Consider the following 24,143-nt stretch of genomic DNA (forward strand, 5'->3'; position numbering starts at 1 on the left):
GGGCATTCGCGAAAGTGCAGTGAGACGCCTTTATTGCCTATAGCACCAAAGCCGTATGCCGCTCAGGTACACGCGCGGGAGTGGCTAATAGCTGCCGGCACAGGCCGCCGGACATATGTCGCGGGATGTAAGCGATGCCGTCGCTCATTGCACCCGGTGATTCGTCATGACGCGCCCAATCACACTGCTGCGAACAGTGACACCGGCCCGAGGTGACCAGCCGCTTGGCGTGCACCTGAAGGCCGGCGAGGCTGCCTGAGCGGCCTCTTCAGTCTGCGCGCTGCGATGCGTTGCTGGCAGCTGCCTGCCATGTGGTCTCTCGCAGCAGGAAATGCGATAGCGCTGGGATCAGTACCAAGGCACCCGCCATGTTCCACAGGAACATGAAGGTGAGCAGGATGCCCATGTCGCCCTGGAACTTGATGGGGGAGAACGCCCAGGTCACTACGCCGGCGGCCAGCGTCACACCTACCAGTGCTACGACCTTGCCGGTGAACTGCACGGCATGACGGTAAGCCTCCGCCAGCGGTACGCCTGCGCGTTGTTGTGCGAGCTGGATGGACAGCAGGTAAAGCGCGTAGTCCACTCCAATGCCTACGCCCAGTGCGATGACTGGCAAGGTCGCGACTTTTACGCCGATGCCAAGCACCACCATCAAGGCCTCACAGAGGATGGAGGTGAGCATCAGCGGTACGACGGCCACGACCACGGCGCGCCACGACCGGAATGTCACGAAGCACAGCACGATCACCGCACCGTAGACATAGAACAGCATGGTGCGATCAGCCTCACGCACCACAATATTGGTTGCAGCATCGATGCCCGCACTGCCGGCGGCCAACAGGTACTGGCGATCCTTTGCGCCATGTGTCGCTGCGAATGAAGCAGCTGCCGCGACGACCCGGTCAAGCGTTTCGGCGCGGTGATCGGAGAGATAGGCGATCACCGGCATGATCGAGCAGGCGTTGTTGAACAGGTCCGGATTGTTCACCGATGCCTGCTGTGCGCCGTAATTAAGCACATCCTGGTTGCGGGCAAGGGTCAGCCACTTGGGGTTACCCTCATAGGAACCCGCAGTGATCTGGCGCACTGCATCGCCAAGGAACGCAGTCGCTTGCACGCCAGGCACTTGCCGCAGCGCCCAGGCCAGTCGGTCCGCCTCCACCAGGGTCGGATACTTGAGGCATCCCTCCGGTGGTGTTTTGACGATGACGGCGAATACATCGCTCGATAGCGAATAGTTGCCGGTGATATAGGCGTTGTCGCGGTTGTAGCGCGAGTTCGCGCGCAGCTCAGGTGCGCCCGATTCGAGGTCGCCGATCTTCAAGTGCGTGCTGACCGCGAAGCCCGTCACAGCAAGCGCCACCGATACGGCCAGGGAACCCATCGCCCACCGCCGCGTGGTGAAGCGCTCCAGCAGTTGCCACGTAGCGCGACCACCCTTCCCTTCGGCCTGCTCGCGCTCGGTGCGCAGGCTGCGCTCGGCCGCCGCGGGATCGACGCCAGTGAAGGAAAGCAGCACCGGCAACAGCAGCAAGTTGGTAAAGATCAGCACGGCCACGCCGATGCTCGCGGTCAAGGCGAGATCCTTAATCACCGGAATATCGATCAGCATCAGCACGCCAAAACCCACCGCATCTGCCAGCAAGGCGGTGACGCCCGCCAGAAACAGGCGGCGGAAGGTGTAGCGCGCGGCAACCAGGCGGTGGGTGCCGCGTCCGATGTCCTGCATGATGCCGTTCATCTTCTGCGCGCCGTGCGAGACGCCGATGGCAAAGATCAGGAATGGCACGAGGATTGAGAAAGGATCGAGTGAAAAGCCCAGCACGGCGACCAGGCCAAGCTGCCAAACCACGGCCACGATGGAGCACAGAATGACCAGCGCCGTGCTTCGCAGGCAGCGCGTATAGCTAAAAATCACCAAGGTCGCGATCAGCGCGGCGATGCCGAAGAAGCTCATCACCTTGACCAGGCCTTCGATCAGGTCGCCCACGAGCTTGGCGAAGCCGATCACATGCAGGCGGACTTTCACTCCGGGCGTGGCTTCATAGCGCGCGCGGATTTCTTCAAGCGAGCGCGACAGCGTGCGGTAGTCGATGGGTTTGCCGGTGTCCGGGTTCTTGTCGAGCAAGGGCACGAAAATCATGCTGGACTTGAAGTCATTACCGACAAAGCGACCGACGATGCCTGAGCGCGCGATATTGAGCTTGAGCTGCGCGGTGCTCCTTGGCGAGCCATCGTAGTTGTCCGGCATCACCGGACCGCCGCGAAAGCCCTCCTCCGTCACTTCGGTCCAGCGCACCGAGGGTGTCCACATGGACTTGACCCAGGCGCGGTCGACACCGGGGGTGAGGAACAGGTCGTCATTGATCTTCTTCAGTACCTCCTGGTACTTCGTGTCGAAAATGTCGCCATGCTCGTTTTCGACCACCACGCGCAACGAGTTGCCCAGGCCGCGCAGTTCGCCGGCGTTTTCCAGGTAGTTGCGGATGTAGGGGTGGTGGCTCGGTATCATCTTCTCGAAACTGGCGTTGAAGCTCAGCCTCGTCACCGCCAGCCAGCCAAGGGTCACGGTGGCGACCACGCACGCCAGGACCATGATGATGCGATGGTTGAACACCAGCCGCTCCAGCAGGCTTCCGGAGTGCTTGTCGAAAGCGTCGGCCGAGCGGACGACGGGCATGTGATCAAACGGTTCGGTTGAAACGGTCATGCAAACTATCTCCGCTGGCTCAATGCAGCGCCCGGGCATTTACGCCCAGCGCGCCAGCCGTCACGATCAGGTCACTGGACATCACCACGGCCGATGTCGGGGCTGGCTTGACCGGTCGATGAGCAATGAAATGCTCGCCACCATCGCTGCTGAGCAGCACCGTGCCGGCCTGGCTCACCAGAGCAAGGCCGTTTGCACCGAAACTCGTGCCAGCGGTGATGCCTTCCTGGATGCCGGTGTCGATCGGCGCCCAGTGCTCGCCTGCGTCGATGCTGCGATAGGCGTTGCCGCGCAGCCCGTAGACCACGACGGCCCCGGTGGTTCCCGCTACGCCGAAATACGTGCCCTTGTAGGGCGTTTCCAGCGCGCGAAAGCGCCCGGCGTTGCGATCGAGCTTGAGCACGAGGCCCTGCTCGCCGGTGACGTAGATATCGGCGCCGACCCCATGCACGGCATACAGGTGCAGGCGATCCGGGTTCTCGGTGCGTGCGAACCACGACGTCCAGTGCTGCCCGCCATCCGTGGTTTCGAAAATGAGGTTGAACGCACCGACGACGAAGCCATGCGCCGCATCGGCAAACCACACATCGAGAAAGGGATTCTCCGCGCCCTGCGCAGCGATCCGTCCCACCTCATCCACCAGCTTGTCAGCCACTTCCCGACTACCCAGCTCGCCCTTTGCAGCACGGGTGCGGATCTGCGCCAGCATCAATGCCCCCGTACGACGACCATCCAACTGAACGGACCAACTCATTCCACTATCAACGCTATGCAGCACGACGCCGTCGTGACCCACCGCCCACCCTTGCTGAGGCGTGGGAAAACTGACCGCCACCAGATCGGACGACACCGGCACCCTCGCCTGTTGCCAGCTCGTGCCGTTGTCATCGGAGTAAACGATGTGACCCCGCTGCCCGACAGCGACCACGCGATGGCCAGCAATCGCCAGGCCATTGAGCAGGCTTCTGGATGCCAGTGGACTCATGCTGGCTGGTGTGTCCAGCACATCGGTGAAGCCCGCGACCGCGACGCATGGGAGCGCGAATGCCAACGCGATCAAGGCGCGGCGGATGGAGTGCATGAACAAAGGCTTCCCCAAGAATCTAAAGCCTGCTCTCGAAGCGCGAATTGCCGTGACCGGTGCGAGGCCGGACAGCGTCGTGCAAGCAGTGGAACCAAAGAAGTGCGTGGCAAATGGCGGTGGGACCATGTCTTTGCCGAGCGACGGATGAAGTAACCCCTCCCCCGAGAGGACCGCTCGCCGGCGAGGTCATGCAGGGCATGCCTCACCACCGCCATTGCCATGCGAGTGAGTCGCGAAGCGGATGCGTTTCCGCTTCGCGACAAGCCTCAAGATCACCCGGCGTGGGCGATCAACGAACCCCCGAACCTGCCAGCGACTCCGGCGACCATTCGCGCTCTGACATTGGCTTCACGTAGCGCACGCCACCCGTTTCGCCGGAGAACCCGGTCAGCGAGTACGAACCTGCGTTGAGGTCGTAGATGCCATGCAAGTCAGCCACAGGCGCGGGCATGTCATAGGCCGGGGTGATGTAGGCAAAGCCGGTACGGAACAGTTGCCCGCGCGCGTCATAGGAATCGGACGCAACGGCGGCCCAGCTGTCTTCATCGAGATAGAACGTGCGCTTGCTGTAGATGTGGCGCTTGCCGGCAGCCAGCGTGGCTTCCACCACCCACACGCGATGCATCTCCCAGCGCACGTCGGCAGGATTGAGGAAGTTCGGCGTCAGCAAGTCGCCTGCCTTCGACTCATAGGCCATCTTGTAGTCGTTGTACGGAACGTAGATTTCCTTCTTGCCGACGAGCTTGAAGTCATAGCGTTCCATCGAGCCGTTGAACAGAAACACGTCATCAAAGGTGGAGGCGCCACCTGAGCCCGGGTTGGGCGTGTCAAAGGCAAGATCCGGCGCCACCTTCACGCGGCGCTGGCCCGGCAGGTACTGCCATGCCTTGCGACCCTTGTCGCTGTAATTGAGGGGGTCGACGATCTGCATGGCCTCGCCCGCACGACGCGCCGGGCCGGTGTAGGTCAGGCGCTGCTGCCAAAAGACGTCCGCGCCCGGCTTGCTGACATCCCAATAGGGATATTCCTCAACGGCATTACCCTCGGTGGACAACGCTGCATGGCCCGAGGCGTCGACGTTGTAGTTGCGATACTTGCTGTCATAGGCAACGCCATTGAAGCGCACCAGGTGGTTCCACATCGCTTCGAAGCCGGTTTGCGGCATCGGGAACGGGAAGCCCGCATGGCAGCCACTCATCGAACGGCCATCGGCGTCCGTCTTCGCTTCCACGGCGCACTTGGCGGTGTTGTCGACGACAAACTTCGGGAACGCCGCGGAGCGATGCGTCGGATAGACGTCGATGTGATAGCCCGGGTACTTCTTCATCAGGGCCCTGGTGCCCTCCGTCAGGTTGGCCGAGTACTTGTCCATGTTTTTCGCATCAATCGTCAGCAGCGGCTTTTCGCCGGCGAACGGATTAGGACGAATGCCACTGCCCGCCTTGAATCCGGAGGGGGCACTGGTAAGGCCACCGCTATAGGCGGGAATAGCGCCATCGGCGCTGCCGGCCATGTCTGCGCCGACGCCGGTCAGCGTGGTGCCAAGCTTCTTCGCTTCGTCAGACGAAACGCTGGCATGGCCCACGCCAGAGATCAGAACAGCCATGGTCCCGGCTATCAGGGCTTTGCGGAATTGCATGCGCATACTCCTCGCGATGGTGATACCAGTGTCGGGGTGCGGTTTTCATCGCCACCCCGGGGCGTAAGCACAGGCCTCGTTTCGCACCAGCCGGCATGGTTCTGCCGGGACACGGGTGCATGCTTTCGCAGCACCCACGCTCGTTACGTTGCCTCGCTCTTGTTGCCGGTCAGCCTGTCCTGCCTCGCGGCAATGGACACGCGAAAGCGGTCGATCCCCATTGTTAGGAGCGGCGCAAACCACACCCCCCCCAAAACGTCGGGGGTGGGGCCATTCGGTAACGAAGGGTGCCTGCCCGGCTATTGCCCTGGCTTCACATTCATGAAGGGCGTCAGTGGTGGCGCCCAGGCAGGTGCGGCTATTCCAGCCCCTGGATGAGGCCGAGCAGTTGCGCGCGGTGCACGACATGCCGGCGCGTACCCACACCCAGCTTGCCGGACAGGTTCTTGAGGTGCCATTTCACCGTGGCCTCACCCACGGCCATGGCCTGGGCGATCTCTTTGTTCGACAAATTGCGCGCAAGGAATTCGAGCACCTCGCGCTCTTTCGGGGTCAGCACCATGCTCGGCATGACGCGCGGGACGCCCTGGCGATGATCCGCCGATGGGGGAATCACCCGCGACGGCGATGCGGTGCCCAACTCGGATTCACCACTCGCCTCCCGCATCACGCGGTAGGCCCAGTCGGTAAGCACCGGATGGGTATCCGTGAGGAGGCGCATGAAGCCATAGGTCTTGGCCAGACTCATGGCCTCGATGATCAGTGCGCGGCCGTCCTCACCATTGCGGTCCAGTGCAAATGCTCGCAACGCCATGCATTCGATGCGGAAGCGCCCCAGCCTGGCCTGCTCGGCGATGGGCGCGGCTCGCGATACGGCCTCGAGTACCACCGGCCACTCCTGCGATGCCATGGCGGCATAGGCATGCGCCATGGCACTCAGCAGTTCGACGTTACGTCGCCACAAAAGTCCTCGTCCAGGGCTTTCACTGGCCACCAGTTCGTCGATCCGGGCGATCAACGCACTGCAGGTCTCTTTGCGGAAACGGCTCGCGTGCAGGCGCACCTGCTCACCCAGGCTGGCGATGCACAGGCGTGGCAGTCGTCGCGCCGCGCCAATGGCAAACGATGCCTCCAGCATGTCGAGCGCACGGTGTTCTTCACCCTGCGCCGCAGCCACGCGCGTCACGGTACGGTAGCCGACCAGCATCGCCTCGGGCGCACCGACGCGCTCAAGGACGTCAAGTCGGTTGGCCAGCAAGGCCAGGGCTTCATCCAGCCGGTCGCGCTCATAGGCGATCGAGGCGAGCAAGGCGGCGAACATGCATGACAGCGGGTGCCGGCGCCCGAACTTCGCATCGATGGACATCAACGCTGCGCGCACGCCGTCCTCAGCAAGCAGAATTTGTCCTTCCCATACAAAGCTCAGTCCGGTGATGAATTCGCGCCAGCGTGAGGCGTAGTCCGGCTCTTTTGGCGAATCCGCGCTTGCCGTGCCGCACAGGCGTCGCGCCTCGGCCGGATCGCCCTGAAGCAAGGCCATCATGGCAAGGCGATTGATGTGCATGCGCACGAACTTGGGTTCAGCGCCCGGTGCAGCATCCTTCCACGGTGCCAGCATGGCGACGCATCGATCCGGATCATCCGAGTAGTACGCGGCGCCACTTGCAATGAGCACGCACTCGTAGCGCAAAGCGAGATTGACGTCAGGCCTCGAAAGGATGAGCCCGACCATTCGCTCGGCTTCCTCATGGCGCTCGCTCACCGCAAGTGACCATGCGGCGGCCAGGCGCAACTGCGGATGCTGGTCCAGCACCGACTCCGGCAGCACATCGAGCCATTCGCGCATCGTGCCCATGTGCCCCTGGATCACCGCCTCGTAAAGGCCTTTTTGCGCGAGATCGACGGCAACGCCTTCCCTGCCCGCCTCACGTGCATGGCGTGCCGCTTGCGTGAGCATGCCGTGTGCCGCCAGCCAGTCCTGTGCAAGGCCATGCAAATTCGCCCGCTCCTGCGCGGGCCACTCCGCCAGGCGCAGACGCAACGCGTCGGAGGCAAGCAGGTGCAGGCGGCACCAGTCTGAATCCTCACCGATCACGAAAATCGGCGTCTCGCGCGCAAGGCGTGCAAGCCGTTGCGGTGCGTCCTCGTCGCCCGTGAGGGCAAAGCAGAGGTCCGGGTGCAACTGGTCCACCACGGCGACACGGGTGAGAAAGGCCACATCCTCCGGCGCAAGCCTGGCCGTCAGCGCTTCCACCAATTGGTTGCGTGAATCGGGCGAGTGCGGGCCCACCAGGCTGCGCAGGTCGCTACCTCGCTCCATCGCGGCAAGCATCAGCTGCAGGCCGAGTGGCCAGCCTTCGGTCATTTCATGAAGTCGTGCACACGTATCCGCATCGGCCTTGGCACCGATGCGATTGCGCACGAGAGCGATGGTTTCCTCCAGCGTGAAGCGCAGTGTTTCTACGCCAACTGACGTGCACTGACCATACGCGAGCAGGTCCGCCACCATGGTATCCAGCTCACCCCGGCCCGCTGCCACCACGCGGAGGTTGGGCGGCGCGTTGTGCAGCAGATAGCTCAGGGCAGCCAGGCTGCTCGGATGCAAGCGCTCGGCCTCATCGATCATCAGCACCATCGACAGCGGCGCCTGGGCCACTTCGCTCAGCCATGCGGTGACGCCTTCGTACTCACCGAACGTCGCCGACGCGCCCTCCAGCAAGGTCGCGCCGAACTGTGGGCGGCCGCAACCCATGCGCACTGCCAGTACCAGGCTGTGCAGCATGCGCTGGGGATCGGGACTGCCATCGGCCGAAATCCATGCCACCGCCCAACCTCGCGCCAGATACTCATGACGCCACTGGGCCAGCAAGGACGTCTTGCCGAAACCTGCCGGCGCCTGGACCAGGACAAACGAGCGGTCGCGGAACTGCTCGTCATCCAGACTCAGGCGCGGCCGCGCCAACAGATAGCGCGGCGCCCTGGGCGGCGTGGTCTTCAGCACGAGTTCGGCGATGGCGGGGGCTGTCCCGCCGGGCGTGATGGCCATCAAACGAATCCAGTTGGGCTGGCTCGGACTTCAACTACCAACGGTGCGACGTCACGGGCCATGGACAGCCCGCGTCACCGGCATGCGTCTCAAATCATTGTAGGCACGGCACCACCGGCGTGACCACACATCACGGACCCTTCACGGCACTCCCCCTCCTTGCCGGGGGGGGTCTCCACGGCCGGCCGTACCTAGCCTTAGTCCTGTGACCAAACAGGTCCGGCGTTCCAGTCGCTCGGCGGCTGAGGTCGAGTGAGCGGAAAGGCTCATTCGACAGGGGTGGAGTCCCGGAGATGACTCTTCGCAGACGGAGGTTCGTCGCTCAAGGAGTAGCAACGGTGGATTCATCACCACCCACGCCAGGACACATGTTCCGGCAGCCATCGCAGGGTGCGGTGGATTTCCCGCCGCGTCACGGGTAGCGCACCTGTCTGGAGTCTGCATGTACCGTCACCTCCTTGTTCCTCTCGATGACAGCGATCTCTCGATCGAAACGGTCAGCAAGGCCGTGAATCTCGCGCGCACGCTGGGTGCACGGGTCAGCTTCGTGCACGTGCACGATCGCCATGCCGCACCCCTCGGCGGCGAAGCCGACCCGACTGCCTACATCGATACCTACGGGGACCGCGCCCGCGCGCTACTTACCAAGGCCGAAGCCGCGGCGCGTGCGCTCGGCGTCCCTTGCGATTCGTTCATCCTCGACGGTGACGTGCCGCACCAGGGCATACTCGACACGGCGCGCAAGTTGGGCTGCGACCTTATTTTCATGGCGCCGCGCAGCCACCGCGCCGTGCGTGGCGCAGCACTTGGCTCGCAGACCGCCAAAGTGCTGACCGCCGGTGACTTGCCTGTGCTCGTGTCGTCTACGCAAGACACCGGCCAGCTCCATCCGATGGTCGAAATCATCCGCGACGAACACCGCGCGCTTGCCGCGGTGTTGCATGCGTGGCTGCACCTGCTCAGCCAGGGCAATTCGCCGAACGAGGCGGACGTGGACCTGATGCGGGCAATGGCGCGATACGTCGCCGAATTCCCACTGGCACTGCATCACCCGAGGGAACACGACTACTTGTTCTTCGTGCTGCGTGGCCGCACCGCCGTGGTACATGCCGAACTGGACGAGCTCGAGCGCCAGCACGAACGTGAGCGCGCGATGGCCGAGGCACTGGCCGACGACGTCGAATGCTACGGCCAGGGAAAGATGCGCATAGGCCAGCTTCGCGAGGCCGTCGAAAGCTATGCGCACTTCATGTGGGAACACATGGGCCGCGTTGAGGGCGTAATTCTTCCCGTCGCCCAACGCTACCTCTCCGAAGCCGACTGGCAGGAGATCCACGCAGCGGCCACGCGACCAGGCAGCCCTCGCGCCAATGGCGAAGCCAAGGCGGCTTATCGGCAGCTGTTTTCACGCATGGCCCATCTTGCGCCGCCATGACATTACGACATCGCGTCATTCGTACCGGCCGGTGCATGGCACCGGTGTTTTGAGCCGAGGAGAACCGTTTTGGAACACGCCATCCGTTTTTATGAAGCCGGCAGCCCCGATGTGCTGCGCTACGAAAAGATCCAGGTCGGTGCGCCCGGCCCGGGCGAGGTTCGCCTGCGCCATGAAGCCGTAGGGCTCAATTTCGCCGACACGTATTTCCGCAACGGCACCTACCCCATTCCGCTGCCCAACGGTATCGGCGTGGAAGCTGCCGGCATTGTCGATGCCGTGGGTGCAGGTGTGAGCAACCTATGGGTCGGCGATCGCGTGACCTATACGGGTTTCATCAACACTCTCGGTGCCTACAGCACGGCACGGCTGGTGCCAGCGGCGCCACTGATCCGCTTGCCGGAAACCATCCCCTGCGAAACCGCCGCGGCGATGACCATGCGTGGCCTGACGGCCGCCTATCTGATGCGTCGCATCTATCCCTTCCAGCGTGGCGAAACCATCCTGCTGCACGCGGCCGCCGGTGGCGTGGGCCTGATTGTGTCGCAGTGGGCCAAGCTGCTTGGCCTGCGGGTGATCGGCACGGTGTCTACCGATGAGAAGGCTGCCGTGGCGCGTGCGCACGGTTGCGACGAGGTCATCAACTACAGCCACGAGGATGTCGCGGTGCGTGCACGCGAACTCACCGAAGGCAAGGGCGTGTCCGTCGTGTTCGATTCGGTAGGCCGGACCACCTTCATGTCTTCGCTCGATTCGCTGCGCCGGCGCGGGCTCATGGTGTGTGTCGGCACCGCCTCCGGCACCATCCCGCCGTTCGATCCCCAGCTTCTCGCCATGAAGGGTTCGCTGTACATGACGCGCCCCGCGTTGGCCGACTACATCGCCGACCCGGCCGACAAAGCAGCGCTTGCCGAGGAATTGTTCGACCACGTGTCGTCGGGCCGCATCAAGATCGAGATCAACCAGCGGTATGCGCTCAAGGACGCGGTGCAGGCGCATCGCGACCTTGAAGCACGCAAGACCACCGGTTCATCGATTTTTGTCATTTGAGACCACGCCATGCGTATTGAGCAACTCACCTGCAACATCGGCGCCGAACTGCTCGACGTCAACCTCGCCGACGCGGTGCACAGCGATGACCTGTTCACCGAGATCAAGTCAGCGCTGTTGAAACACCGCGTGCTGTTCCTGCGCGACCAGGACATCAGTCGCCAGGACCACGTCGCCTTCGCGCGTCGCTTTGGCGAGCTGGAGGACCATCCGGTCGCACCCAGCCACCCGGATGCACCGGGACTGGTGCAGATCTACAAGACCCCCGACGTGCCGATCGAACGCTACGAGAACGCCTGGCACACCGATGCCACGTGGCGCGCGATTCCGCCGATGGGTTGCGTGCTCCGCTGCGTGGAATGCCCGCCGGTTGGCGGCGACACCATGTGGGTCAACATGGTGTCGGCGTACGAGATGTTGCCTGCGCACGTCAAGACGCAGATTGCCGGCCTGCGCGCGAGCCACAGCATTGAAGCCTCGTTTGGCGCCGCCATGCCGATCGAGCGCCGGCTGGCACTGAAGAAACAATTTCCGGATGCCGAGCATCCCGTGGTGCGCACGCACCCGGAGACGGGCGAGAAGGTGCTGTTCGTCAACGCGTTCACCACCCACTTCACCAACTTCCACACGAAGGACAACGTGTGCTTCGGCCAGGATGCCAATCCGGGCTCGGGTCTCCTGCTCAACTACCTGATCAGCCAGGCCTGCATACCCGAGTTCCAGGTGCGCTGGCGCTGGAGCAAGAACAGCATCGCCATCTGGGACAACCGTTCCACCCAGCACTACGCGGTCATGGACTACCCGCCCTGCGATCGAAAGATGGAGCGCGCTGGCATCGTCGGCGACGCCACGTTCTGAACCAAAACCTCCACTACAGAGCAACAGGACACGCCATGAACTTCCTCGACGGTTCGCTGTTTCCCGAGTACCAGGACAAGCTGGTCATCACCGCTGCACCTTATGGTCCCGAGTGGATCCCCTCGGATTTCCCCGAGGACATTCCGGTCACCATGGAGGCACAGATCCAGAAGGCCGTTGACTGCTACAACGCAGGCGCCAGTGTGTTGCATTTGCACGTGCGCGAACTGGACGGCAGCGGTTCCAAGCGCCTTTCCATGTTCAATGAACTGATCGCCGGCGTGCGCAAGGCGGTGCCGGACATGGTTATCCAGGTTGGTGGCTCGATCTCCTTCGCACCGGAAACCCATGGCGCGAGCGCCAAGTGGCTGAAAGACGATACCCGCCACATGCTGGCCGAGCTCGATCCCAAACCGGATCAGGTGACGGTCACCGTCAATACGACCCAGATGAACGTGGTTGAGCAGATGGAGATGGCTGACCTCGCGGGTACCTCCCTGGCCGAGGCAGAGACCTACCAGGCCTATCGCGAAATGATCGTGCCGTCTGGCCCGAGCTTCATCGAGGAGCACATCAAGCGCCTGACCGCAGCCGGCATCCAGAGCGCTTTTCAGTTCTACAACATCAACAGCTTCGAGACGGTGGAGCGACTGATGCGCCGCGGCGTCTACAAGGGCCCGTTGGTGTGCAACTGGGTAGCCATCGGCGGCGGCATGGATCAGCCCACCGTCTACAGCCTGGCCAACTTCCTGCGCGCCATCCCTGACGGCACCATGCTCACGGTGGAAAGCAGCATGCGCAACGTGCTGCCCATCAACATGATGGGCATCGCCATGGGCCTGCATGTGCGCTGCGGCATCGAGGACAACCTGTGGAACCAGTCGCGCACCGGCAAGGTGACGACGGTGCAGCAGATTGAGCAGCTGGTACGCATTTCTCGCGAGTTTGGTCGCGACATCGCCAACGGCAAGGAGGCGCGCGAGATCCTCAAGATCGGCGTGTTTTACGACACTGTCGACGAGACCTTGGCAGCCAACGGGTTCTCGCCGAATCGCAAGCCGGGAAAGCTTGGCCTGGCCGAACTCGCAGCCTGAGTCGTAACGGCCCATCGGACGGGGTGTCGTTGGCACCCTTCCCGTTGGACCAAAGCGTGACGCTCGCCGCCACGCCATCACATCCGGCAACGATGCCGGCGAGGAGACCACCTTGGGATTGCACTACGTCGAGGCATCAACACTGGGCACACCGGCCACGTCGATAGACAAGCCGCGCGTGTATGCATGGCTGGTCTTTGCGCTCACCTTCGGCCTGCTGCTGTCGGACTACATGTCGCGCCAGGTGCTCAACGCCGTCTTTCCTTTGCTGAAGGCCGAGTGGGCGCTTTCGGATACCCAGCTCGGCTCGCTGTCCGGCATCGTCGCCCTGCTGGTGGGTGTGCTGACGTTTCCGCTCTCCGTCATGGCGGATCGCTGGGGGCGCGTGCGCAGCATTCTTCTGATGGCGACGCTGTGGAGTCTCGCCACTCTCGCTTGCGGCATCGCCACCAACTACGGCCAGATGCTGACGGCCCGATTCTTTGTCGGCCTCGGCGAGGCCGCTTACGGCAGCGTGGGCATCGCGCTGATCATCAGCATCTTTCCGCCCCATTTGCGCTCCACGCTGACCGGTGCCTTCATGGCGGGTGGCGCTTTTGGATCAGTGGTTGGCATGGCCGTTGGTGGTGTATTCGCTGCTCGATTCGGCTGGCGCTCGGCCTTCGTTGCCATGGCGATCTTCGGTGCCGCGCTCGTCGTGACCTACGCGTTGACGGTCAACGAGCGGCGGATTCGTGGCAGTGATGCCGCAGCCAGGGAGTCGCGCAACAACCGTCCGGGTTTCAGCCTGTCGCTGCGCAACCTGTTTGCGGGCCTCTTCTCGTCCACGTCAGTGATTTGCGCCTACGTCGGCAGTGGCCTGCAGTTGTTCATCATGGCTGCCGTCATTGCGTGGATGCCCAGCTACCTCAACCGCTACTATGCGATGACGCCCGACAAAGCCGGCGTCACCGCTGCTGCATTCGTGCTGATCGGCGCCATCGGCATGGTCATCTGTGGCGTGGTCACCGACCGCGTATGCCGCCATTCGCCGCCGCGAAAGCTGGCGATGGCCATCGTTTACTGCCTGACCACTGCGCTCATTCTCGGCGTGGCGTTTCAGCTTCAACCCGGCGTCACCCAGCTCGCCGTCATCGGCGTCGGCATGTTCCTGGTTGCAGGTACCTGTGGTCCAGCCGGCGCTATGGTTGCCAATCTCACTCCATCGCCGATTCATGCCACCGCCTTTGCAACGCTTACGCTCGCCAACAATCTGCTGGGCCTTGCGCCAGGGCCATTGCTCACCGGCATGCTGGCTGATCACGTCGGATTGCAGGACGCATTCAAGCTGATTCCCCTGATGGCACTGTTTGCTGCGTGCGCCTTCTGGATCGGCCGCACCCGCTACGCCGGGGACATCGCACGCGTGCAGAACGTGGCGCTTGCCACGGAAGCCTGACCACTTCTACATCGACAGTCGACGGATACCCAAGTGACGAGCCCGACGATCCTCATGGTTCCCGGTCTGCGCGACCACGTCGCGGACCACTGGCAGACCTTGCTCGAGGCCAGACTTCCCAAGGCACGCTCGGTACCACCACTGGAGCGCGACAAGCTGAGCCGCGATGCCCGTGTGGCCGCGCTCGATAAAGCGCTCGCTGCCATCGATGGCCCGGTCATCCTCGTCGCGCATAGTGCAGGCGTCATGATCACCGTGCATTGGGCGCAGATGCATCATCGTCCTATCCATGGTGCGTTGCTCGCGACGCCCGCCGACCTGGAAACGCCGATGCCCGCCGGCTATCCGACCATGGACGCATTGCACGATCACGGCTGGCTACCGATACCCCGTACGCGCCTGCCCTTCCCTGCCATTGTCGCAAGCAGCAACACCGACCCGCTGTGCAGCGCGCCGCGCGCCGCCACGCTGGCGAGCGACTGGGGTGGCCTACTGTTCGAACTGGGTGACGTCGGGCACCTCAATCCCGCGGCCGGCTACGGTCCGTGGCCAGTCGCCGAAGCGTTGATTGACTCCCTGCTGTGACCGGGTGCGCGAGCGTTGCGAGCCCGCTCCCGGGCGGGCGCGATCGCTCGATGTCCCGTTCAACCCGATTTTACCGTAGTGCAGCTGTCGTCGCCGGACATCACGCACGCACCTACCCGTTTTATTGTCCTTGCGTCATCACCGACTGCCACCTCCCCCACCGGACTGGGGGGGGCCTTGTGCAGGCATCGATTGGAATCTGATCAAACCAGAAGCCACCACCGGCGGCTTCGTCGGAGCGGGAAACACTTTCCGTGCGTGAGCCACGACCTGGCACGCATCCGGCGACAGCGCTAACCCGGCGGTAGCAACCACCCGAAAGAACTTCGCCGCGCAGCTGGGGAGAACTTCATGGGACGGCCTGGCGAAACGTATCCGCACGTGAAGCTGATGCCATACCTGGCTGTGCGGCGGACTTACAGACAAGGCGCAAGACATGGGGGAGGACAGTTGCATGAAGAAGTTTGATGGGGAGATCGAACGCCGCGGCGTGCCAACCATCCGTTTGATGGCACTCGCAGTTGCAGTGGCGCTCGGCTCCATGAGCGCGGCGCATGCCGTCGAGTTCGATACGGGCAATCCGGATATCGACGTCCGTTGGGACAACACCATTCGCTACAACATCGGTCGCCGTGCGCATTCACAGGATCAGTCGATCCTCAACAGCCCGAACTACGACGACGGTGACCGCAACTTCGGCAACAACTCCATCGTCACCAATCGCCTCGACGTCATCAGCGAGTTCGATTTCGCCTACAAGAAAAACTATGGCTTCCGTCTCAGCGCGAACGGCTGGTACGACCAGGCCTATGAGTCGCTGGACAATACTCACGTAGCCTCGTCCAACCACATCGTAAATGGCCAGCCCGCGCTCGGCCTGCCCAACTATACCGAGCGCTATTTCAACGGCCCTTCGGCCCAGATGCTCGATGCTTTCGCCTTCGCGAATTTTGATGTCGACGGTGTCACCTTCAATAACAAAGCTGGCCGTTACGACCTCTTCTGGGGCGAGGCGCTGCTCAATCCGATTCACTCATTGAGCTATGGCCAGTCACCACTGGACATCGGCAAGCTGCTCACCGTGCCCGGCGCGACCGCCAAGGAACTGTTCCGCCCGCGCACGCAGCTTTCGACGCAGATCCAGGCGACGCCGACGCTCTCCTTCGAAGGTCAGTACTTCCTTACCTGGAGCCAGGTGTTCTATCCCGAGTCGGGCTCCTACATGGACCCGAACGACGCCGTGCTGCAAGGCGGCCAATCCATTTATCTCAACGCGACCCAGCGCGCGCTGCGCGGTCAGGACGTCACGCCAAAGGACGCGGGTGACTGGGGCGTGTCGATGCACTGGAGCCCCCAGGCCATCGACTCCACCATCGGCCTGTACTATCGCAACACCTCCGATATCCAGCCACAGTTCATGGTGGCTCCGGCGGTAGCGCCCAACGTGCCTGCCGCGGTTTGCAAGGCGCTCAAGTTCCAGCCACTGCCGAAGAATGTCTGCTATATCAACCCGGCGATGGCCACGGTGCCGCAGATCCTGCAGGGCAATATCGGCCAGTACATGGCCACTTATGCCGACAACATCGACATCTACGGCCTGAGCTTTGCCAAGCAGATACTCGGCGTCAGTGTGAGTGCGGAAGTGAACTACCGCCACAACATGCCGCTGGTGAGCATCCCGGTGCAGCTGTTGCCTGCACCGCTGGCCGCCAAGGTGCCGGGTGCCATCAGCACGATACCGACGCAGGGCAATACCGCGGGCGCGCGTGGCGACACCTGGCATGCAGTCACTGACTTTGCCGGCGTGGTGCCGAAGACGCCAGTGTTCGATACCGCCAACTACGTGGTCGAGTTCGTGTGGAGCCGCTGGGACAAAGTCACACAGAATCCCAACGCTTTCGAGGGCACCAGCCCGGGTTACACCGGCATCGACAAGCCGACCAGGAATTACGTTGGCACCCAGCTGAGCTTCACGCCGACCTGGTTCCAGGTTTATCCGGGTGTGGATCTGCTGGCGCCGATGACCTACACCATGGGCCTGTCCGGCAACTCTGCTGTGACATTCGGCGGCAACAAAAACATGGGTAACTTTTCCTTTGGCATCGGTGCGGACGTGCAGCAGCGGTATCGCTTCGATCTGAAGTACATCGGCTTCGTCGGCAAGGTCGCCGTCAACCCGGCCGGCGTCGTCACCTCCAGCGCAGGCCTGGCATCCTTGCTGCGCGACCGCAACTACATCGACCTCACGTTCCAAACCACGTTCTGACCATCGCCCTCCGGCATCGCCACCTTCATGCGTGGCGATGCCGGTTGATGAAAATACCGATAAAAACCATGGGCACCTTCACGCGACAAACCGTTGAAGGCCAGCCTTTTGATGCGGGGCCGGCATTCGGACCCCGCATCGTGCACATCCCCTGCCTCTTATGCGGAATTCGATGATGATTGGCTTGATGATGCAGCAGCCGCTGCTTGTCGCGTCTTTGCTGACCCACGCCGCCCGACACCATGCCGACCGGGAAATCGTGTCGCGCCGTGTCGAAGGTGATATTCATCGCTATCGATTCGTCGACCTTGGCGTACGGTCGCGCCGCATGGCCAACGCACTCGCCGCGCTAGGCATACTGCCCGGCGATCGCGTGGCCACGTTGGCGTGGAACGGCTACCGCCATCTGGAGCTTAACTACGCCGTATCGGGTTCCGGCGCCGTGCTCCACACCATCAACCCGCGGCTCCATCTCGACCATATTGCCTACATCGTGGAACACGCCGATGACCGGGCCATCTTCTTCGACCTCACCTTCCTGCCCATCATCGAAGCACTGCAGGCGCGACTGTCCACACCCAGACTCTTCGTGGCCATGTGTGACGCCGCTTGTATGCCGTCCGGGCACAACTCTCTGCTGTGCTACGAACAACTGATCGATAGCCACACGAGCGACTTCGAATGGCCGGCCATGGATGAGAACACGGCCTCATCGCTCTGCTACACATCGGGGACGACGGGCAACCCCAAGGGCGTGCTGTATAGCCATCGCTCGACCGTATTGCATTCCTATGCCGGTGCGCTGCCTGATGCATTCCATTGCTCTGCGCGTGACACCATCCTGCCCGCGGTGCCCATGTTCCACGTCAACGCGTGGGGTCTACCCTTCATCGCCTGCATGGTCGGCGCGAAACTGGTGCTTCCGGGGCCGGCGCTCGATGGCAGGTCGTTGTACGAACTGATCGAAGCCGAGCAGGTGACCATGTCCGCCGGCGTGCCCACGATCTGGCAAGGATTGCTCTCGCATGTTTCCGGACGCAGCGGCGCCTTCTCGTCGATGAAGCGTACGGTGATAGGCGGTGCACCCTGCCCAACGGCTATGACGATGCAATTCCAGAAGGCGCACCAAGTGGATGTGCTGCATGCCTGGGGCATGACAGAACTGAGCCCGATGGGCACCGTCTGCAGCTTCAAGCCACACCACCTGATGCTCTCTGAAGACGCGCGATACGGCATCCAGGCCAAGCAGGGGCGCGCCGTGTTCGGCATCGACATGAAGATCGTCGACCCCAATGGCAAAGCGCTCTCCTGGGATGGCGAAGCCGTGGGCGACCTGCTTGTCCGTGGCCCCTGGGTGGCCAGTGCCTACTTCGGCGAGTCATCCAGCCAACCACTTCGTGATGGCTGGTTCCCCACCGGGGACATGGCCAGGATCGATCACGACGGCTTCATGCAGATCACCGACCGGAGCAAGGACGTCATCAAGTCCGGTGGCGAATGGATCAGCTCCATCGACATCGAGAATATCGCCTGCCTTCACCCCGGCGTGGCAAGCGCCACGTGCATCGGTGTGCGTCACCCCAAATGGGACGAACGTCCGCTGTTGCTCGTCACAAGAACAACGGGGAGTGCGCTGGAGAAGGATGAACTGCTGTCGTTCCTCGATGGCAAGCTGGCACGATGGTGGAAGCCGGATGACGTGGTCTTCCTGGAGAGCTTTCCACTCGGTGCGACCGGCAAGGTGCTCAAGGTCAAACTGCGGGAGCAGTACGCCGACCATTACGTCGGTCTCGATGCGGCGAAACAAGCTTAGCCCGACGCTCTGGCGACATGCCTACGTCGGTTCCTTGCACGAAATCATCGAGCCGACTCATCACCCCGTGCGGTCTCATCACATAAAGAAGAGCCGCTCCTCCGGCTTCATGACGGCCAGGCCGAACAACGGATCACGCTGCAGAAATTGCTCGCATGGAAGTGCGGGTCCTTATCGGCGAGCACGTTGGCCTTGACGTTGCCGAACGTGGTGTCGGGCTTGTGCCTGATGCCGTCGTAAAACGCCTGGATGATGTCTTCCTTGAACTGGTTGCCGCGAGGATGCGCGCGCACCACGGCCTCCCGCTCGGCATCGCTGTACTGGGCGTAGGTCAGGCCAAGCACATCCATTTCGACGCCGGCCGTCACCAGCGCGACCAAGGGATGCATGTGCTGCGGAATGCCCGGCGTAGTGTGCAGCGCAATGGCGGTCCACACGGTGTCGATGTCCTGCTGATGGATGCCGTGACTCTTCAGAAAATCGCGGGCAGCGTTTGCGCCGTCGACCTCAAAGCGCTCGTTGGGGCTGCTGTGCTGATGCGTCAGCCCCATGTCGTGGAACATGCAGCCGCAGTAGAGCAGCTCCGGATCGAACTTCAGCCCCCGCTGCTTGCCGGCCAACGCGGCGAAGTAATAAACGCGGCTGGAATGGTGGAACAGCAGTGGCGATTCCGAGTCGCGAACCACGTCGGTGATCTCGCGGGCAAACTGGCTGTCAGGAATGGCGACGCCGTTGATATTGAGGGACATGATGGGCCTCCGAAGGCTTGGTGAATCCATTTTCGGCACCCCGACACATGTCCTCAATAGGCTAGATACGTCATATACTGCCATTTAGCGCGTATTGCGGACGCGCGTGAGGCTTATCGCCCATGACCAAGACTATCGCCATTCTTGCCTTGCCTGGGGTTCAGTTGCTCGACGTTTCCGGCCCGCTGGACGTGTTCGCGCAAGCAAACATCGAAGCGGGCAAGGAGTACTACGTGCTGAAGATCATTGCGTGCCAGCGCGGCCCACTTCGCAGTTCGTCCGGCGTGCGCCTGCTTCCGGACGGCGTCGCTGGAGAACATGCGGAACGCGTCGATACCCTGCTGGTTGCCGGCGCCCCGAACGCAGGACAGCTCACACTGTCACCTCATATCCTGAAATGGCTGCGTACCATGGCTTCGCGCAGCCGGCGTTACGGATCAATCTGCACAGGCGCTTACGTGCTGGCGGCAACGGGCTTGCTGGACGGGCGTCGCATCACTACCCACTGGGCGGCGGCAGAAGATCTGGCCCAGTCCTACCCGTTGCTGGAGATCGACGAGGACGCGCTCTACGTTCGCGACGGAAAGTTACGCACCGCCGCTGGAGTCACCGCGGGCCTGGACCTGGCGCTGGTTCTCGTCGAGGAAGATCTGGGGCGCGATATCGCCAAACGTGTTGCTGCGCAGCTGGTCATGTACTTCAAGCGACCGGGTGGACAATTGCAGTTCAGCCGCAAGGGCGAGACACACCCTATGGGGCGCTCCGTTTTGCAGGAAGTACAGCGCTGGGTTGCCGCCACTCCGGATGCCGACCACAGCATAGCCAGCATGGCAAAGCGTGCGGGGCTAAGCCCCAGGCACTTTGCACGTTTGTTCCACGCGGAGGTAGGCATCACGCCTGCTGCCTGGGTCGAGACTGCACGCGTCGCTGCAGCCCGTGCACTACTGGAAAATGGTCACGACACGCCTAAGCTCGTGGCCGCCAAATGTGGCTTCGCCAATGCCGACACCTTGCGTCGAGCCTTTCAGAAACACGTGGGCGTCTCACCTGCCGAGTACCGCAAACAGCACGCCTTGCAGCCGGACTAACCCACTCGTTTCGGCAGCCTGGCGGTTCATGGCGTATCGATTGGCATCGTCAAGAGTGCTGTATTCGGAAAGATCACATCAGCCTGCCGCCTGGTTTCGCTGAAAGTGTCCAAGGCATCCACGGCCCTGGCCCAGCAACTTTTGTATCCGAATGTATTGGCCTGCCCGGCCTACGCATTGCGATACGGTTCGGCACAGCACGCGACACATGCGGGATACGCGGGAATGGTCTTCTAGGCACATCGGCCGATCTGACTCGCCGACCCAGCCACCTGAGGATCTCGCCATGAAAAGTACACACGCCGTTTTTGCCACAGTGATGCTCACTCTTGCTGGCGGCTCGCAGGCATTCGCCGCGGACAGCCTGTCCCGGAGCCAGCAGCAAGCGCCATCAAACGAGCAGCGCATCACGCTGACCAGTGAAGCCACCGGACGCGCGGATTTCGATGGGCGCCCCGACTGGAACGTCGACTACCCTTCCCAACTTGGACCGCAGACTCTGCCCCCGTCCCAGGTTGCAGACGCAACGACAAGGACTCGCACCGGTAGCTCAACGCTGGGTAGTGAGGAGGCATTTGACGCACTGGAGCATCCAGAGCCGTAATCGCCAGCCACTCCAGGCGGGGCCGGCGTTGCCCATGCCCCGCTCAGGATGCGTGCACAAAACCGCCGGGATCAATGTTTGGCAAGCCCAACGCGGCCAGACACGTAACGATTGTTCGGCACGCTCCATCGCCATGGAAGATCCACGCCCACCCGAATGCCGATGCGTGGCCCGCCCACCAGTGCGCCGGGCGGCGCCATGCCATCGTCCACCACCGCAAAACCATCGAGTGCACGCACCAGATCGATGCCGTTCTGCGCACCGGTGATTCCCATCGCTTGCGTCAAACGGGCCGGTCCGCGGCAGAGATCACGCTCTTTGATACCCCGTGACCGCGCGTCGACCATCTGCTCGACGCCATACAGTGGCTCCAATGCGCGAATCAACACGCCCTCGCCCGTCTTGCACACGCAGTTGCAGCACCAGTGCATGCCATAGGTGAAGTAGACATACATATGCCCGGCGGGGCCGAACATGGTGGCGTTTCTCGGTGTCTTGCCGCGGTAGGTATGCGCGGCCGGATCGACGGAGCCGACATAAGCTTCCACCTCCACGATGCGACCAGCCCGACCGTCGGCGCTCGCCAGAATCTTGTTGAGCAACTCGGGCGCCACCGACGTTGACGGCCGATCGAAGAATGGCCGGGACACCACAGTGCCCGGCCAGGTCACAGATCGTCGAGACTCCTTGGGCATCCGATCACTCCGCGCACCTTGTCGAGAGGGACATTCTAAGCATCCCGATGACCCGGCAAGCCAACCACTTGGCTGTATGGGTTAAGCGCGAGCGACGGGGCCGTCAGCTCATGGCCATTTACACGCACTCATGTCGGTATTTCCAGCGCCACTGCCGTCGCCTCTCCTCCGCCGATGCACAACGACGCCACACCTCGCCGAGCACCAGATCGACGCATGGCATGGACCAGGGTCACGAGCAACCGAGCCCCCGTCGCACCGATGGGGTGACCCAGGGCACAGGCACCTCCGTTGATATTGATCTTCTCGCGAGGAATGCCGAGTTCTTTGGCGGCGATCATGGGTACAACCGCAAAGGCCTCGTTGATCTCGAACAGATCCACGCTATCCACTGACCAGTCCAGTTTCGCGAGCAGCTTTCTGATGGCGGGTGCAGGCGCCGTGGTGTACCAGGCGGGATCCTGGGCATGGGCGGCATGACCCTTGATGATGGCCAGGACAGGCCAGCCATTCGCTTCGGCGATGGAGCGCCGGGTCACGACAAGGGCTGCCGCGCCATCGGCGTTGGCGGAGGCGCTGGCTGCGGTGATGGTGCCATGCTCGCGAAAGGCCGGCTTTAGTAGCGGGATCTTCTCAGCCGCGACCTTTTGTGGGTGTTCGTCGTCTTTCAGAATCGTGGTGCCCGTCTTGTCCCGCAGTTCGATGGGTGCGATTTCGTCGGCGAAAGCCTGATTTTGTGCGGCGGCCTTCGCGCGCTGCAGGGTTTCTATCGCCCAGGCATCCTGGTCTGCCCGGTCAAAACCATAACGCTCCGCAGCCATTTCCCCGAAGTCGCCCATGGGGCGTCCCTTTTCGTACGCATCCTCCAAACCATCAAGCATCATGTGATCGAAGATCTGGTCATGCCCCGCCCGATAACCACTGCGGGCTTTCTGCAGCAGATAAGGCGCACCCGACATGGACTCCATGCCACCCGCAACGATCACCTCTGCAGACCCGGCACTCAGAAGGTCGTGCGCCAACATCACCGCCTTCATGCCCGATCCACAAACCTTGTTCACTGTGGTCGCGCCTATGCTGTTTGGAATGCCGGCACCCAGCGCGGCTTGGCGCGCAGGCGCCTGCCCCTGCCCTGCTGGCAACACGCACCCCATGATTACTTCGTCGACCGATGCCGGCGCGACGCCCGCGCGCGACAGCGCCGCACCTATCGCGACGCTCCCCAGGGCATGACCTGCGAGATGGGACAGTGCTCCCTGAAAGCGCCCCTGAGGTGTACGGGTGGCGGAAACGATGACAATAGGATCGGAGACGTACATGATCATTCCTCTTTGTGCTCGGCACAGCTGAGAGATTGGATGAGGGGCCGACGGGTACAGACGCGGTGTTTAGGGCGGATCACCGCCTTGCCCACTGGAGAGCATTCCCAGGGCCGCGCTTTTCCCTGCCTCAAGAATTCGGCGAGAAAACGTCTCGTCCGGCATGGCGCGGGCAAGCTGCATCGTGCCGGCCATCAGGCCGTACAGCGCAATGGCGCGTGCACTGGCTACCTCTTTGGGCAGGTCGGGCCATTGCACTGCCAGAAGCTCGGTGACCCGCGATAGACCTTCGGCAAAGGTCTTCCGCACTTCTTCGCTGTGACGAGCCACTTCGGAAGCCAGCGACGCTACGGGGCAGCCCCTGCCAGGATGATCACGGTGCGATAACGAGAAGTGGCTGTTGATGTGGCCCTCGACGCCGCCGCCTTCGCCCATGTTTTCCTGGATGCGCTCGAAGCGCTGCTTGAAGGCGGCCGCGGTGGCTTTCGCGATCAAGTCTTCCTTGGACGAGAAGTGGTTGTAAAACGCACCATTGGTCAAACCAGCATCTGCCATAAGTCGTTGCACGCCGGCCGCATCGAACCCTTGCTCGCGAAAAAGGCGCGACGCCGTTTCAACGATACGTTCCCGGGTCGCTTGCTTGTGATGACTGGCATATCGCATGGGA

Annotated in this window: 19 protein-coding genes; 10 read left to right on the forward strand and 9 right to left on the reverse strand. The window is 62.5% G+C overall.

Going from position 1 to position 24,143, the window contains the following annotated elements; all coding sequences use genetic code 11:
- Positions 1 to 268: 268 nt before the first annotated feature.
- The 4 genes from AC0GUR_RS09960 to AC0GUR_RS09975 form a co-directional block, all read right to left on the reverse strand.
- On the reverse strand, positions 269 to 2,713 hold the full coding sequence (locus AC0GUR_RS09960; protein WP_472877301.1) for an efflux RND transporter permease subunit: 2,445 nt from the start codon (positions 2,711 to 2,713) through the stop codon (positions 269 to 271).
- A 19-nt stretch (positions 2,714 to 2,732) separates the two neighbouring features.
- Positions 2,733 to 3,794, reverse strand: a complete 1,062-nt coding sequence (locus tag AC0GUR_RS09965; protein ID WP_472877302.1) for a WD40/YVTN/BNR-like repeat-containing protein — start codon at positions 3,792 to 3,794, stop codon at positions 2,733 to 2,735.
- A gap of 292 nt (positions 3,795 to 4,086) precedes the next feature.
- A complete protein-coding gene (locus tag AC0GUR_RS09970; protein WP_472877303.1) occupies positions 4,087 to 5,436 on the reverse strand; it encodes a DUF1329 domain-containing protein in 1,350 nt (449 codons plus the stop codon).
- A gap of 358 nt (positions 5,437 to 5,794) precedes the next feature.
- Complete coding sequence (locus tag AC0GUR_RS09975) at positions 5,795 to 8,482, reverse strand: winged helix-turn-helix domain-containing protein (RefSeq protein WP_472877304.1); 2,688 nt, start codon at positions 8,480 to 8,482, stop codon at positions 5,795 to 5,797.
- A 442-nt stretch (positions 8,483 to 8,924) separates the two neighbouring features.
- Between AC0GUR_RS09975 and AC0GUR_RS09980 the strand changes: the two genes are divergently transcribed.
- From AC0GUR_RS09980 to AC0GUR_RS10010, 7 genes are all read left to right on the forward strand, one after another.
- Positions 8,925 to 9,917 carry a universal stress protein gene (locus tag AC0GUR_RS09980; RefSeq protein ID WP_472877305.1) on the forward strand — a complete coding sequence of 331 codons (993 nt, stop codon included), beginning with the start codon at positions 8,925 to 8,927 and terminating at the stop codon, positions 9,915 to 9,917.
- A gap of 69 nt (positions 9,918 to 9,986) precedes the next feature.
- Positions 9,987 to 10,967, forward strand: a complete 981-nt coding sequence (locus tag AC0GUR_RS09985) for a quinone oxidoreductase family protein (protein WP_472877306.1) — start codon at positions 9,987 to 9,989, stop codon at positions 10,965 to 10,967.
- Positions 10,968 to 10,976: 9 nt separating this feature from the next.
- Positions 10,977 to 11,825, forward strand: a complete 849-nt coding sequence (locus AC0GUR_RS09990) for a TauD/TfdA dioxygenase family protein (RefSeq protein ID WP_472877307.1) — start codon at positions 10,977 to 10,979, stop codon at positions 11,823 to 11,825.
- 35 nt (positions 11,826 to 11,860) lie between these two features.
- Positions 11,861 to 12,919: a beta-keto acid cleavage family enzyme gene (locus AC0GUR_RS09995; protein WP_472877308.1), complete on the forward strand. Its 1,059-nt coding sequence runs from the start codon at positions 11,861 to 11,863 to the stop codon at positions 12,917 to 12,919.
- Between the two features lie 112 nt (positions 12,920 to 13,031).
- Positions 13,032 to 14,357 (forward strand): MFS transporter, encoded by a 1,326-nt coding sequence (locus AC0GUR_RS10000; protein WP_472877309.1) that lies wholly within the window; start codon positions 13,032 to 13,034, stop codon positions 14,355 to 14,357.
- 33 nt (positions 14,358 to 14,390) lie between these two features.
- Positions 14,391 to 14,942, forward strand: a complete 552-nt coding sequence (locus AC0GUR_RS10005; RefSeq protein WP_472877310.1) for an RBBP9/YdeN family alpha/beta hydrolase — start codon at positions 14,391 to 14,393, stop codon at positions 14,940 to 14,942.
- 454 nt (positions 14,943 to 15,396) lie between these two features.
- Positions 15,397 to 17,208, forward strand: a complete 1,812-nt coding sequence (locus tag AC0GUR_RS10010) for a DUF1302 domain-containing protein (protein WP_472877311.1) — start codon at positions 15,397 to 15,399, stop codon at positions 17,206 to 17,208.
- Between the two features lie 25 nt (positions 17,209 to 17,233).
- Here the strand turns inward: AC0GUR_RS10010 and AC0GUR_RS10015 are convergent, their stop codons facing one another.
- Positions 17,234 to 17,497, reverse strand: a complete 264-nt coding sequence (locus tag AC0GUR_RS10015; protein WP_472877382.1) for a hypothetical protein — start codon at positions 17,495 to 17,497, stop codon at positions 17,234 to 17,236.
- Here AC0GUR_RS10015 and AC0GUR_RS10020 point away from each other — a divergent pair.
- Positions 17,399 to 19,021, forward strand: a complete 1,623-nt coding sequence (locus AC0GUR_RS10020; protein ID WP_472877379.1) for a 3-(methylthio)propionyl-CoA ligase — start codon at positions 17,399 to 17,401, stop codon at positions 19,019 to 19,021. The two genes, AC0GUR_RS10015 and AC0GUR_RS10020, sit on opposite strands and share 99 nt — an antisense overlap.
- Positions 19,022 to 19,128: 107 nt before the next feature.
- Here AC0GUR_RS10020 and AC0GUR_RS10025 read toward each other — a convergent pair whose 3' ends face one another.
- The gene (locus AC0GUR_RS10025) at positions 19,129 to 19,770 is read right to left on the reverse strand and encodes an HD domain-containing protein (RefSeq protein WP_472877312.1); all 642 of its coding nucleotides are present in this window, start codon (positions 19,768 to 19,770) and stop codon (positions 19,129 to 19,131) included.
- Between the two features lie 122 nt (positions 19,771 to 19,892).
- Here AC0GUR_RS10025 and AC0GUR_RS10030 point away from each other — a divergent pair, with 122 nt between their 5' ends.
- Positions 19,893 to 20,858 (forward strand): GlxA family transcriptional regulator, encoded by a 966-nt coding sequence (locus tag AC0GUR_RS10030; RefSeq protein WP_472877313.1) that lies wholly within the window; start codon positions 19,893 to 19,895, stop codon positions 20,856 to 20,858.
- 286 nt (positions 20,859 to 21,144) lie between these two features.
- Positions 21,145 to 21,462 carry a hypothetical protein gene (locus AC0GUR_RS10035; protein WP_472877314.1) on the forward strand — a complete coding sequence of 106 codons (318 nt, stop codon included), beginning with the start codon at positions 21,145 to 21,147 and terminating at the stop codon, positions 21,460 to 21,462.
- A 71-nt stretch (positions 21,463 to 21,533) separates the two neighbouring features.
- On the opposite strand, the gene AC0GUR_RS10040 is transcribed toward AC0GUR_RS10035, so the two are convergent.
- The 3 genes from AC0GUR_RS10040 to AC0GUR_RS10050 all read right to left on the reverse strand — a co-directional run bounded on the left by AC0GUR_RS10040 (position 21,534) and on the right by AC0GUR_RS10050 (position 24,139).
- Positions 21,534 to 22,157, reverse strand: a complete 624-nt coding sequence (locus AC0GUR_RS10040) for a DNA-3-methyladenine glycosylase (protein ID WP_472877315.1) — start codon at positions 22,155 to 22,157, stop codon at positions 21,534 to 21,536.
- 128 nt (positions 22,158 to 22,285) lie between these two features.
- Positions 22,286 to 23,476 carry an acetyl-CoA C-acyltransferase gene (locus AC0GUR_RS10045; protein ID WP_472877316.1) on the reverse strand — a complete coding sequence of 397 codons (1,191 nt, stop codon included), beginning with the start codon at positions 23,474 to 23,476 and terminating at the stop codon, positions 22,286 to 22,288.
- A gap of 69 nt (positions 23,477 to 23,545) precedes the next feature.
- The gene (locus AC0GUR_RS10050; protein ID WP_472877317.1) at positions 23,546 to 24,139 is read right to left on the reverse strand and encodes a TetR/AcrR family transcriptional regulator; all 594 of its coding nucleotides are present in this window, start codon (positions 24,137 to 24,139) and stop codon (positions 23,546 to 23,548) included.
- Between the last annotated feature and the right edge of the window lie 4 nt (positions 24,140 to 24,143).

The sequence above is a fragment of the Dyella sp. PARNA 12/25 genome, assembly GCF_055702865.1.